Here is a 14,920-nt window from a genome sequence, read left to right on the forward strand (position 1 = left end):
CCGGCATCCAGCGCAACGCCTGGCGCATCAGCCGGGTAGCCGGCCAGGTCGAGCCGGTCGAGTTCTGCCCGGCGCAGCGTGGCGAACGCAGGCTCGTCGCTGCGGGTCAGCAGCAGCACCGCCTGGCTGTCGTCGAGCATGAACGCCTGGCGCTCACCCGGAGCATTGGCGTCCAGTGGCACGAATACCGCCGCGCATTTGCTCACGGCCAACTGCGCCGCCAGCAGCTCAGGCGAACGTGGCAGCAGGATCGCCACCCGTTGCCCCGGCGCTACGCCGAGTTCCAGCAGGTAATGCGCCAGACGGTTGGCGTAGGCGTCGAGCTGTCGATAGCTCCATTGGCGGTCGCCATGAACCACGGCCACGGCTTCGGGGGCCGTCTGTGCATGCGCCTCGAACAGGCTGTGCACGGCGTGCTCGCGCGGGTAGTCGCGCTGGGTCGCGTTGAACTGGTGCAGAACCTGTTCGCGCTCCTCAGGCAACAGGCAACCGACTTGGTACAGCGGCGTAGTCGGGTCTTGTTGCAGGGCCTGGAGCAATTGCGTCAGGGCAGCCTGCAGCAGCTGGCAGACGCGGCTGCCATCCACTTGCGGCACCGCCTGTACGGTCAGCGCAAAGCCGCTGCCGAGGTCGTCGACGTTGACCACCAGCGGGTAGTTGCTGCGTTCATGCGCGGCCAACAGCTCGATACCTTGCCAGGCCGCGCTTTGCTCGCTGGCGACGGGCACGCTGTGCCGGTAGTTGAGCAGGCTGGAGAACAGCGCCTGCGACGCCGGTACCGCACTGCAGCGCTGGGCCAGGGCCAGCGAGGCCTGTTCATGGGCGAGCAGCCGCGCCAGACGCTGGTGGGTCAGGCGGACACCGTCGGCGACGCCGCTGGCGCCGCGGGTGACCCGCAATGGCAAGGTGTTGATGAACATGCCCAGCGCGCGTTCGGCGCCTTCGCCACCGCGCAGGCGGCCGAGCAGCACGGTGCCGAACACCACGTCTTCGCGGCCGGACATCTGCGCCAGTACCTGCCCCCAGGCCTGATGGACCAGGCTGGCGACACTGATGCCGAGTTGCCGCGCCTGTTCCCGCAGGCCGCTGGCCAGACCGGCGTCCAGCACCAGGCGTGTGTCATGTACCTCGCGCCCATCGCACTGTGCATCGCGCAGGCCGAACGCCTCGGTGGGCGCGTCGATATCGCCCAGCAATTCGCTGAACATCGCCTCGTCGGCCTGGCTGTCGGCGCCCAGCCGCGCCTGGGCCACGTAATTGCGGTACGGCACGCTGGCCTGTTGCGGCGGCTGGCCTTGCAGTGCAGCACCGAGCTCGGCGACCAATTGCTCGACGGCGGTATGGTCGAGCAGGATGTGGTGCAGCAGCAGGGTCGCGTGCAGGCGGCCATCCTCGACACTGCTGCTCAGGTGCAGCAACGGCGCCTGGGTCAGGTCGATCCGGTTGTCGCGGGCGGGCGGGCTGAGTTGCAGCCGCGCTTCGCGCCGGACCAGTTGCACCGGCTCCTCCAGCCCTTGCCAGTGAATACTGGTGCGCAGGATGTCGTGGTGGGCAATGACCTGATTGAGCGCGGCGATGAACGCGTCCAGCTCGGCCTGCCCGGCGAAGGCGAAACGTGCCTGCAGCACATACGGGTCGGCGCCTTCGCTGGCCAGGTGATGATAAAGGATGCCCTGCTGCAGCGGCGCCAGGCCGTAGATGTCCTGCACATTGGCAACGCCGCCAGGCAGCGCTGCAACCAGGCCGTCGATAGCGCCCTGGGTCAGTTCGGCCAGTGGCAGTAGATCCGGGGTGATGCGCGTGCAGCCCGCAGCGATGCAATTGACCGGCACCACGATCGATGTCTCGCCGCCCACGGCGGCGGCCAGCGCAGCCAGGGTCGGCTGGCCGAACAACACCCGCACGTCAGCCTCCAGACCGGCCTGGCGCAGGCGCGAGGTCAGGCTTACGGCCAGTAGCGAGTGACCGCCCAGTTCGAAGAAGTTGTCCTGCCGCCCTACTCGTTCGACGCCGAGGATTTCGCTCCACAGTTGGGCCAGGAGGATTTCGGTGGCGCCTTCAGGGGCTTCGTAGGTACGTGCTTGCAAGGCGTCGGCGCCTGGTACTGGCAGGGCCTTGCGGTCGAGCTTGCCGTTGGGGCTCAGTGGCAAGGTGTCGAGGTGCATGAACAGCGCCGGCACCATGAATTCCGGCAGGTGCGTGAGCAGTGCCGTGCGCAGGGTCTCCACTGGTTGTTGGGTGCCGGTGTAGTACGCGACCAGCCGTTGTTCGTGGGCCACGACCACGGCTTCCTTGACCCCGGTGATGCGGGTCAGACCGGCCTGGATCTCGCCCAGCTCGATGCGCAGGCCGCGGATCTTGACCTGATCATCGTTGCGGCCGAGGTACTCCAGGTTGCCATCGGCCAGGTGTCGGGCCAGATCGCCGGTGCGGTACAGGCGAGCATCCGGGCGGGTGCTGAACGGGTCGTCGATGAAGCGTTCAGCGGTCAGCTCGGCGCGGTTCAGGTAACCCCGGGCGACCTGGACGCCGCCGATGTACAGCTCACCGGCCACACCTTGCGGCACCGGTTGGCCTTGCTCGTCGAGCACATACAGCGTGGTATTGGCTATCGGTTTGCCGATTGGCGTGTTGTCCGGCGCGGTTATGCAGTGCCAGGCACTGACGTCGACAGCCGCCTCGGTCGGACCGTACAGGTTGTGCAGTTCGATAGTCGGCAATTGCTGATGGAAGCGACGGACCAAGCTGCCGGGCAACGCTTCACCACTGCACAACACACGCTTGAGGCGGTCGGCCGAGGCTTCACCGTGGGCCAGGTACACATCCAGCATCGACGGCACGAAGTGCAGCGTACTGACAGCCTCGGCACGGATTACCTGACGCAGGTAATCCGGGTCACGGTGGCCGCCAGGGCGCGCCATTACCAGCCTGGCGCCTGTTTGCAGCGGCCAGAGGAATTCCCACACCGACACGTCAAAGCTGAACGGGGTTTTCTGCAGCACCACGTCCTGCGCATCGAGGCCATAGGCGTCTTGCATCCATAGCAGACGGTTGACCACCGCGGCGTGTTCGTTCATCACACCTTTGGGCAGCCCGGTTGAGCCCGAGGTGTAGATCACATAGGCCAGGTGACGCGGCGTCAAACCCATCACATCAGGATTGGCAGTCGACTGCGTCTGCCAGGTCGGCTGATCCAGATCGACCACCAGCGCGGCGTCAGGCACATGGCGCGTGGCCGCATGCACCAACACCGCCACCGGAGCACTGTCGCTCAACATGTGCCGAATCCGCTCAGCCGGATAGTCCGGATCGACCGGCACATACGCACCGCCGGCTTTGAGGATGGCCAGCAGACCAACCACCATCGACAAACCACGTTCGACGCAAATCGCTACCCGATCGTCCGGTTTTACCCCAAGCCCGATCAGGTGGTGAGCCAACTGGTTGGCCTGGTGGTTGAGCTGGCGATAGCTCAACTCACCCTCCTCGGCCCGCACCGCCACCGCTTCAGGGCTGCGCTCGACCTGAGCCTCGATCATCCCGTGCAAGGTCTGTGCGAGATCGTAAGCGACGTCGGTATCGTTGAAGCGCTGCAGTACCTGCTGACGCTCCTCGGCCTGCAGCACCGGCAGTTGTCGCAACGGCAAGTCCGGCTGCTGCTCCAGGGCCTCGACCAGCGCCGCCAGCACTTGGCACATCTGCCCGCAGATGCGCGCGGCGCCAACCTGCGCGGGTGTCATCGCCACCAAGCGGAAGCCCTCGCCGAGGTCATCGACGTTGAGGCTCAACGGGTAGTTGGTGCGCTCCTTGCCCTCGATCACCTCGATGCCCTGCCAGGCCTGGCGCTGCTCGGCAGTCGCTTCACCACCGTGGCGGTAGTTGAGCATGGCGCTGAACAGCGGCAGCGGCGCGGCCACCCCGCTGCAGCGCTGGGCCAGGGCCAGCGAGGCGTGCTCATGGGCGAGCAGCGCGCTGAGCCCCTGGTGCACCGCCTGTACGGCTTCGCGCAGGCTCACTCCGTCGAGGTCGACGCGCAGCGGCAAGGTGTTGATGAACATGCCCAGGGCCCGTTCTGCGCCCTCGCCACCTTGCAGGCGGCCCAGCAGCACAGTGCCGAAGACCACGCTGGACTTGCCGCTGGCAGCGCCGAGCAAGCGTGCCCAGGCCAGGTGGAACAGGCTGGCAACGCTGATGCCCAGTTGCCGCGCCTGGTGCCGCAGACGCAGTGCCAACTGCTCGGGCAGCGCCTGCTTGACCTCCTGCATGTCACGGCCATCGCCCTGCACATCACTCAGGCCAAACGGCAGGGTCGGCTCGTCGATGTCGCCCAGTTGCTCACGGAAGAACGCTTCGTGCTCGGCCTGGCTCACGCCAAGACGGGCCTGGGCCACATAGTTGCGGTACGGCACTGACGGCTGATCGGGTGCCGGCGCGCCTTGCAGATGGCCGGCCAGTTCTTCGGCGACCACCTCAAGGGCAGTGTGGTCGAGCACGATATGGTGGAATTGCAGGCTGGCCTCGATACGTGCACTGGCCGGGTCCTGGCAATACAGCAGGCGGATCAGCGGGGCCTGGCTCAGGTCGAGCCCGGCGACGCAACCTGCCTCGCTCAAGGCGGTTGCCTCAGGCACTGCCAGCAGGGCCATGGCGGCCTTGCGCCAGACCACCTGCACCGGCTGCGCAAGGCCGTCCCAGAGCACCGCGGTGCGCAGGATGTCATGCCGGTCGATGACGTGTTGCAGTGCGCCAGCAAAGCCTTGCACGCGCGCCAGGCTGTCGAAGCTCAGCCGTGATTGCAGCACATAGGGGTCGTGCTCGGGGGCGCTCAGGTGGTGGTAGAGAATGCCCTCCTGCAGCGGCGCCAGCGGGTAGATGTCCTGCACGTTGGCGGCACCACCCGGCACCGTGGCAACGATGCGTTCGATGGCCACCTGATCGAGTTCGACCAGGCTGAGCATCGCCGGGGTAATCCGTGTGCAATCGGCCGGGATGCGGTTGGCCGGCACCTCGACCTGCTGATCGTGGCCCAGGGTCGCCGCCAGCGCCGCCACGCTGGGCTGGCCAAACAGGGTGCGTACATCGACTTGCAGGCCTTCCAGGCGCAAACGCGCAGTCAGACTGACCGCCAGCAGTGAATGGCCGCCCAATTCGAAGAAGTTGTCATGCCGGCCGACGTTGTCCACGCCGAGCAATTCGGCCCACAAGCGTGCCAGCAAGGTTTCAGTCTCGCCCTGCGCAGGCTCATAGGGGCGACGCTGCACCAGCGCGACATCCGGCGCCGGCAGCGCCTTGCGATCGAGTTTGCCGTTGGGGGTCAGTGGCAGGCTGTCGAGGTGAATGAACAGCGTCGGCACCATGTAGTCCGGCAACTGCGCCAACAACCCCTCACGCAGGGCCTCAGGCGCCTGCACCGCGCCGCTGTGGTAGGCCACCAGGCGTGGCCCGCCGAGCGGGTCGTCATGCACCAGCACCACCGCCTCACTGACGCCGTCAAGGCGCGCCAGGCTGGCTTCGATCTCGCCAGGCTCGATGCGCAAGCCACGGATCTTGATCTGCTGGTCGTTACGGCCGATGAACACGAGGTTGCCGTCTTCGCTCTGGCGCACCAGGTCGCCGCTGCGGTAGAGACGCTCGCCGGCCACGAACGGGCTGGCGATGAAACGCTCGGCCTGCTGCTCGGGCAAGCCCAGGTAGCCCCGGGCCAGACCGACGCCGCCAATATGCAGATGACCAATTACCCCCCACGGGACGGGCTGATCGTGGGTATCGAGCACGTACAGCTGGGTGTTGTCGATCGGCCTGCCGATCGGCAAGCTGCCGCGCGGCAGCGGTGCTGCAGTCGGCAAGGTCCACACACTGCAGTCGACCGTGGCCTCGGTGGGGCCGTAGACGTTATGCAGGCGCACGCCCGGCAACTGCCTGCGCACCTGGGCGGCGAGCGCCTCGGTCAGCTCACCGCCGCCGCAAACGATATCGGTGAGGCTGGTGCATCCAGCGCTGGCGGGCTGTGCGAGGAACTGCTGCAGGAGCACCGGCACGAACTGCACCACGCTGACCTGGCGGGCTTCGATCAACTGCGCCAGGTACTCTGGATCGCGCTGGCCATCCGGCCGCGCCAGCACCAGCCGCACGCCGCTGCACAGCGGCCAGAACAACTCCCAGACCGAGGCATCGAAGCTGATCGGGGTCTTGTGCAACAGCGCACCTTCGCCGGCTTGCGGGCAGAGGCTGGCACTCCAGTTGACCAGATTGACCACGCTGCGGTGCTCGACCATGACGCCCTTGGGCACGCCGGTGGAGCCGGAGGTATAGATGACGTAGGCCAGGTGTGCCGGGGTCAAGTCGGCGACGATTGGCCGGTCAGTCGACAGGCTGTTCCAGGTGGGTTGATCAAGATCAACCCGCGGTATCTGCGCAGCATCAACCAGCGCCCGCGTAGCAGCCTGGACCAGCACCGCCAGCGGTGCGCTGTCGGCCAGCATGTGGCGGATGCGCTCGGCGGGGTAGCTCGGATCGACGGGCACATAGGCACCGCCAGCCTTGAGAATCGCCAGCAAGCCGACCACCATCGACAGCCCGCGTTCGACACAGATCGCCACCCGATCGTCGGGTTTCACCCCAAGGCTGATCAAATGATGGGCCAGGCGGTTGGCCTGCTCATCAAGCTGGCGATAGCTCAGGCTGCCGTCGTCAGCCACCACCGCCAACGCGTCGGGCGTGCGCTGGCACTGGGCTTCGAACAGGGCGTGCACGGGCTGTTGCAGGTCATGCGCCACGGCAGTCTGATTATTGCCGAGCAATAGCGCTTGGCGTTCCTGCTCGGCCAGCACCGGCAACTGGCACACAGGCAGTTCGGGCTGGCTCTGAAGAGCCTCCAGCAAGCTGCCAAGCACCTGCTGCAATTGCGCGCAGATACGCTTGGCGCCCACCGCTGCTGTGACCTGCGCAGTCAGGCGCATGCCGTCGCCCAGGTCATCAACGTTGACGCTCAACGGATAGTGGCCGTGCTCTCCGCCAGGCAGGATCTCGACGCCCTCGAGCACTTCGCGCTGGGCCTGCTGCTCGTCGGCACTGGCCCCGTGACGGTAGTTGAGGATGGCACTGAACAGCGGCATCGGCGCCAGCACGCCGCTGCAGCGCTGGGCCAGGCCCAGCGAAGCGTGCTCATGGGCGAGCAGCGCGCTCAGGCGCTGGTGGGTAAGCCGTACGCCGTCGCGCACGCCCAGGCCGTCGAGGTCCAGGCGCAGTGGCAGGGTGTTGATGAACATGCCCAGCGCGCGGTCGGCACCGGCGCCGCCTTGCAGGCGACCAAGCAGCACCGTGCCGAACACCACACTGCGCTTGCCGCTGGCCACCGCCAGCAGTTGCGCCCAGGCCAGGTGCAGCAGGCTGGCAGCGCTGACACCCAGTTGTTGCGCCTGGCTGCGCAAGCGTTGGTACAGCGCGTCATCCAGCGCAACGGTGGCCTGCTCGATGCTGGCAGCCGGTGCGCCGATGTCGGCCAGGCCGTAGGGCAAGGTCGGCTCGTCGATGTCGGCCAGTTGCGCGCAGAAGAACGCCTCATGTTCGGCTTCGCTGATGCCCAGGCGGGCCTGGGCCACATAGTTGCTGTAGGGCACGGCGGCCTGGCGCGGTTGGCCATGGCCGCGCAGGTGATCGCGCATTTCTGCCAGCACCTGTTTGATCGCGGTGTGGTCGATGGCGATGTGGTGGAACTGCAAGGTCGCTTCGATACGCGCGGTGTCCGCTGCCTGGCGGTAGCACAAGCGCAACAGCGGCGCCTGACTCAGCTCGAGGGTCTCTGCGCAGGGCGTATCCAGCGCCAGGGCCTGAACCGCCAGCTCGGCACTGCGCCAGACCACTTGCAGCGGCTGCGCGAGGCCCTCCCAGAGCACCGCAGTGCGCAGGATGTCATGGCGGGCGATGACCTGTTGCAGGGCAGCAGCGAAGGCCTGCAGGCGGGCCAGGCTGTCGAAGGCCAGGTGCCATTGCAGCAGGTACGGGTCGTTACCGACGGCGCTCAGGTGGTGGTAGAGAATGCCCTCCTGCAAGGGCGCCAGCGGATAGATGTCCTGCACGTTGGCAGCGCCGCCCGGCACCCTGGCGACAATGCGCTCGAGCGCGGCCTGGTCAAGCGCGACCAGGCTGAGCATGTCAGGCGTGATATGCATGCAGCCGGGCGGGATGCGGTTGTCCGGCACCACTACCTGACGGCCCTGGCCTAGCGTCGCGGCCAGGGCGACAACGCTAGGTTGGCTGAACAGCACGCGGACATCAGCCGACAGCCCGGCCTTGCGCATGCGCTCGACGAGAGTCACCGCCAGCAGCGAGTGGCCACCGAGCTCGAAGAAGTTGTCGTGGCGCCCTACTCGTTCGACGCCAAGCACATCAGCCCAGATTGCCGCCAGCGCCTGCTCGGCCTCGCCCAGCGGCGCGGCATAGGCCTGGCCCAGCAGCGTGGCCGGGTCGGGCTCGGGCAGCGCCTTGCGGTCGAGCTTGCCGTGCGCGGTCAGTGGCAGTTCGTCGAGACGAACGAAGGCCAGCGGCACCATGTGCGCAGGCAGGCTGGCTTGCACAGCCTGGCGCAGGGTGTCGAGGTCGACGGCGGCAGACTCGCTGAACCAGGCCAGCAGCCGCTCGCCACGCACCAGTACCACCGCATCGCGGATGCCGGGCTGGGCAGCCAGTACCGCCTCGATTTCACCCAGTTCGACGCGTACACCGCGGATTTTCACCTGGTCGTCGTTGCGGCCGAGGTAGTCCAGGGTACCGTCCGGGTTCCAGCGCACCAGGTCACCGCTGCGGTACATGCGCGCATGTGGTTCGCTGCTGAAGGGATCTGCGAGGAAGCGTTGTTCGGTCAGTTCCGGGCGATTGAAGTAGCCGCGGGCGACCTGTGCGCCACCGATGTACAGCTCGCCGGTCACACCGACCGGCACGGGTTGGCAGCCCTCATCCAGCACATACACGCGGGTATTGGCGATGGGTTTGCCGATGTGCAGCGAGCCACCCGGGACGAGTTGACCGGAAGTCGCGACCACGGTGGTCTCGGTCGGGCCATAGTTGTTGACCAGGGCGAAGCCGGGATCCCGCTCGAACTGACGCAGGCGATCACCGCCCACCAGCAGTGTGCGCAAGGTCGGGTGCTGACGCTCGCGGCGCAGGGCCTGTTCGGCCACCGGCGTCGGCAGGAAGCTGACCTTGAGCGGTTGCTCCAGCCACCAGTCGAGCAGTTCGTCGACGTGTTCGTTGCTGATGTGCGCAGGCGGCAGGTGCAACTCAGCCCCCGCGCACAGCGCTGGCCAGACTTCCCAGGCCATGGCGTCGAAGCCGAAGCCGGCAACGCTGGAGGTGCGCGCCTGTTCATCGAGGTCGAACGCCTGGCAGTGCCAATGCACCAGGTTGGCCAGGGTATGGTGCTCGACCATCACCCCCTTCGGCTGGCCGGTAGAGCCCGAGGTGTAGACCACGTAGGCCAACTGGCGATCATCCAGCCCGACGACTTGCGGGTTGCCCTCGCCAGCGGCGTAAGCGCCGGGCAGGTCCAGATCCAACCGTGGCGCACCGTCAGGCAAACCCTCCACAGTCGAGATAGCCAGGACCAGCGCAGGCGCACTGTCGGCCAGCAGGTAGGCAATGCGCTCCGCTGGATAAGCCGGGTCGACCGGCACATAGGCGGCACCGGCCTTGAGCACTGCCAGCAGCGCCACCACCCGCTCGGCCTCGCGCGGCAGGCACAAGGCGACCCGATCACCCAGCTGCACGCCGCGCGCGATCAATTGATGCGCCAGGCGGTTGGCGCGCAGGTTCAGCTCGCCATAGGTCAGCACCTGTCCTGCCTGCACCAGCGCCACTACGCCCGGCACGCGCGCCGCCTGGGCTTCGACCAAGGCATGCACGGTCTGCCCTTGCGGGTAGGCCTGGGCATGGCAATTGAAGTCCTCCAGCAGTTGCCGGCGCGCATCGGCGTCGACAATCGGCAGGCAGTCGACCGGGGTGTCATCCGCGCGTTCCAGGGCCTGCACCAAGTGCGCCACGGCCGTGGTCATCCATGCGGCCACGCGCGCCGCGCCGATGTCGGCCAGTGCCAGCACGCTGAAGCTGAAGCCATCGCCCAGGTCGTTGACGCTGAGGGTCAGCGGGTAGTTGCTACGCTCTTCGCCGCCAAGCAGGCGTACTCCTTCCCAGATGCCTTCACCCTCACGCGCTGCATCACCGCCACTGTGGCGATAGTTGAGCAAGGCGCTGAACAGCGGCGCCGACGCCAGCACACCGCTGCAGCGCTGGGCCAGGGCCAGCGGCGCATGCTCATGGCCGAGCAGTGCCGACAGCTGCTGGTGGGTGGCACGCACGGCCGCAGCGGCCGTAGCTGCGGTATCGATCCGCAGGGGCAAGGTATTGATGAACATGCCCAGCGCCCGATCGGCGCCCTCGCCCCCCTGCAGGCGGCCCATCAGCACGGTGCCGAAGACCACGTCCTGGCGGTTGGCCAGCACCGCGAGCACTCGCGCCCAGGCCAGGTGCATCAAGCTGGCGGCGCTGACCCCGCGCTGACGCGCTTGTTCGCGCAGACGCCCTGCCAGGCTCCCGGGCAGTATTTGTTGCGCCTGCTCGATCCCGCGCCCGTCACCCTGCACGTTGGCAAAGCCCAGCGGCAAGGTCGGCTCTTCGACATCGGCAAGCATTGCGCGGAAGAACGCCTCGTGCGCGGCCTGATCATCCCGCCGGGCCTGAGCCACGTAGTTACGATAAGGCACCTGTGGCGGCAGCGTCTGGCCCTCGCCGAAGAGCAGTGCGCGCATTTCGCGAGCCACCACGTCCAGCGCGGTGTGGTCGAGGATAAGGTGATGGAACAGGAGGATCGCGACCACCTGCTGGTTGGCCGGATCAAGGCTGTAGACCAGGCGCGTCAGCGGCGCCTGAGACAGGTCCATACGGTGATGGCGGGCATCGAAGCGCGCCTGCAACTGATCAATACGCGAGGCCTGCGCGTCATCCTGGAGGTCGTCAACTTCGATCAGCGCCAGTTCAGCCGCACGCCAGACCACCTGCATTGGCTGCGCCAGCCCTTGCCAGCGTACCGACGTACGCAGGATGTCATGGCGGTCGATCACCTGCTGCAGGGCACCCGCCCAGGCCAGCAGACGCTCGACGCTGTCGAAGGCGAGGCGGGTCTGCAACAGGTAGGGGTCGCCCTGCTCGGCGCTGAGGTGGTGATAGAGGATGCCTTCCTGCAACGGCGCCAGCGGGTAGATTTCCTGCACGTTGGCGGCACCACCCGGCACGCTGGCGACGATCAGGTCGATGCTCGGCTGGTCCAGATCGATCAGGCTGAGCTGCTCGGGGATGATCCGTTGGGCATCCGGTGGCACGCGGTTGGCCGGCACGCTCACTTCACGGCCGCTGCCTACCGCAGCGGCGAGTGCCAGCAGGGTCGGCTGGGCAAACAGCACGCGGACATCAGCAGTCAGGCCGGCCTTGCGCATGCGCTCGACCAGGGTCACCGCCAACAGCGAGTGGCCACCGAGCTCGAAGAAGTTGTCGTGGCGCCCTACCCGTTCGACGCCAAGCACATCAGCCCAGATCGCCGCCAGCGCCTGCTCGGTCTCGCCCAGCGGCGCGGCATAGGCCTGACCAAGCAACATGGCCGGATCGGGCTCGGGCAGCGCCTTGCGGTCGAGCTTGCCGTGCGCGGTCAGTGGCAGTTGGTCGAGGCGAACGAAGGCCAGCGGCACCATGTGCGCAGGCAGGCTGGCTTGCACAGCCTGGCGCAGGGTGTCGAGGTCTACTGCCGCGGATTCGGTGAACCAGGCCAACAGACGCTCACCACGGACCAGCACCACCGCGTCGCGGATGCCGGGCTGGGCAGCCAGTACCGCCTCGATTTCACCCAGCTCGACGCGTACGCCACGGATCTTCACCTGGTCGTCATTGCGGCCGAGGTAGTCCAGGGTACCGTCCGGGTTCCAGCGCACCAGGTCGCCGCTGCGGTACATGCGCGCATGTGGTTCGCTGCTGAAGGGATCGGCGAGGAAGCGTTGTTCGGTCAGTTCCGGGCGATTGAAGTAGCCACGAGCGACCTGTGCGCCACCGATGTACAGCTCACCGGTCACACCGACCGGCACGGGTTGGCGGCCCTCATCCAGCACATACACGCGGGTATTGGCGATGGGTTTGCCGATGTGCAGCGAGCCACCCGGGACCAGTTGCCCGGAAGTCGCGACCACGGTGGTCTCGGTCGGGCCATAGTTGTTGACCAGGGCGAAGCCGGGATCACGGTCGAACTGACGCAGGCGATCACCGCCCACCAGCAGTGTGCGCAAGGTCGGGTGTTGGCGCTCGCGGCGCAGGGCCTGTTCGGCTACCGGCGTCGGCAGGAAGCTGACCTTGAGCGGCTGCTCCAGCCACCAGTCGAGCAGTTCGTCGACGTGTTCGTTATTGATATGCGCTGGCGGCAGGTGCAACTCAGCCCCCGCGCACAACGCTGGCCAGACTTCCCAGGCCATGGCGTCGAAGCCGAAGCCGGCAACGCTGGAGGTGCGCGCCTGTTCATCGAGGTCGAACGCCTGGCAGTGCCAATGCACCAGGTTGGCCAGGGTGTGGTGCTCGACCATCACCCCCTTCGGCTGGCCGGTAGAGCCCGAAGTGTAAACAACGTAGGCCAACTGGCGAGCATCCAGCCCGACGACTTGCGGGTTGCCCTCGGCAGCGGCGTAAGCGCCGGGCAGGTCCAGATCCAGCCGTGGCGCACCGTCAGGCAAACCCTCCACAGTCGAGATAGCCAGCACCAGCGCCGGCGCACTGTCGGCCAGCAGGTAGGCAATGCGCTCCGCTGGATAAGCCGGGTCGACCGGCACATAGGCGGCACCGGCCTTGAGCACTGCCAGCAGCGCCACGACCCGTTCAGCCTCGCGCGGCAGGCACAAGGCGACCCGATCACCCAACTGCACGCCGCGCGCGATCAGTTGATGCGCCAGGCGGTTGGCGCGCAGGTTCAGCTCGCCATAGGTCAGCACCTCGCCGGCCTGCACCAGCGCCACGGATTGCCCAGCATGCTGCGCCCGCGCTTCGACCAGCGCATGCACGGTCTGCCCTTGCGGATAGGCGGCATGCGTGGCGTTGAAGCGCGCTAGCAGCTGCTCGCGTTCGTCATCCGGGAGCACCGCCAGCCCTTGCAGCGACGCTGCCGGGTTCGCCTCCAGCGCCTCCACCAGACGGGCAAGGACCTGCTGCAGTTGCCTGCCCAGACGCGTCGCGCCCCACTCTGGCAGGGTCTGGATGGTCAGGCGCAGATCGTCGCCCAAATCATCGACGCTGACCGTCAGCGGGTAGTCGGTGCGCTCTTCGGCTCCGACGATATCGATCCCCGCGGCCACCGCAATGACCTCGGCGGCATCGCCGACATCACTGTGACGGTAGTTGAGCATCGCGTTGAACAACGGCGCCGGCGCGGCCACACCGCTGCAGCGCTGGGCCAAGGCCAGCGGTGCCTGCTCGTGGCCCAGCAGGGCGCTCAGGCGCAGGTGGGTGGCCAGCAGCGCATCACGCACGCCATGCGGGCCGAGGTCGATACGCAGCGGCAAGGTGTTGATGAACATGCCCAACGCCTGCTCGCCGCCTTCGCCGGTGGTCATGCGCCCCAACAGGACGCTGCCGAACACCACCGACTGACGGCCGCTGAGTTGCCCGATCAGGCGGGCAAAGCCCAGGTGCAGGACGCTCGCCGGGCTCACCCCGAGCTGGCGGGCCTGGGCGCGCAGGCGCTGGCTGAGCGCCGGTTCGAGCATGTGTCGGGCTTCTTCTACCTGGCGCTCGCCGATATGGGCCAAGCCGAACGCCAGGGTCGGCGCGTCGATGTCCGCCAGCATCTCGCGGAAAAACCGCTCATGGGCGGCTTCATCATGGGCCAGGCGTGCCGCGGCGAGGACGTTGCGAAACGGCATCGGCGCGCTGAGCTGCTGGTGTTCACCGGCCAGGCAGGCCTGGATCTCGCGCCGGACGATGTCCAGTGCGGTGTGGTCCATTACCGTGTGGTGGAACAGCAGCAAGGCGACCCACTGCTCGCCTTCGCCGCGCGCGTGCATCAGTTGCATCAGCGGCGCCTGGCTGAGGTCCAGCCGGTAGTGACGGGCATCGAAGCGCGTACGCAGTTCGTTCAGGGCATTGGCGCCGGCCACCGGCACGGCCTCGCGAACCAGCGCCGCTTCGCGCCAGACCACTTGCACCGGTTCGTCGAGGTACTCCCAGTGCAGCGCGGTGCGCAGGATGTCATGGCGCTGGATGACCCACTGCAGCGCTTCGGCGAACGCCTCCAGGCGCGCCTGGCTGGCGAAGCGCAGCTGGACCTGCGACAAGTACGGGTCGCCCGCATTGGCCGACAGGTGTTCAAAGAGCATGCCCCGTTGCAGCGGCGCCAGGGGGTAGATGTCCTGGACGTTGGCGGCACCGCCCGGCACGCTGGCGACGATGCGGTCGATGGCTGCCTGCTCGAGCTGGACCAGCGGCAGCATGTCCGGAGTGATCTGGAACGCCGGGCTGAGCCAGTCGTCATCGCGCGTTGCGAGCATCTCCAGCAACGCAGGCTTGTGCCTGGACAGCGCCTCCCACAAGGTGTCGTCCAGCGACTCGTCGTCGCCCAGGACGATCAGGTCCTGCTGTTCACGCTGAAGACGGATCGGACGGGTGGAGAGTGCAGCCATCAATTCGCTGAAATGCATCGGGTAAGCATCCTGCTTTGCCAATCGGAAGTGGCGTGAAGCTAAAGGATCGAGACCGGATGGGCTGACATGGGAACTGGGGACAAGGAGGATGGTGGTGGGTGCAAGAGTGCTGGGGCCGCGTTGCGGCCCTTTCGCGACACAAGGCCGCTCCCACAGTGGACCGCGTTGTGCTGGCCAACTGTGTCGCGAAAGGGCCGCAA

At 67.1% G+C, this 14,920-nt stretch carries 1 protein-coding gene (running past one end of the window); it reads right to left on the reverse strand.

Features of this window, described 5'->3' with window-relative positions; translation table 11 throughout:
- Positions 1–14,717: the 5' portion of a non-ribosomal peptide synthase/polyketide synthase gene (locus J3B00_RS16490; RefSeq protein WP_209868801.1), read on the reverse strand. It extends 7,663 nt beyond the left edge of the window; 14,717 of the gene's 22,380 nt are visible here — the first part of the coding sequence; it begins with the start codon at positions 14,715–14,717; the stop codon falls past the left edge of the window.
- Positions 14,718–14,920 lie beyond the last annotated feature (203 nt).

Origin of the sequence: Pseudomonas sp. BP8 (assembly GCF_017875955.1) — a bacterium.
Lineage (GTDB): Bacteria > Pseudomonadota > Gammaproteobacteria > Pseudomonadales > Pseudomonadaceae > Aquipseudomonas.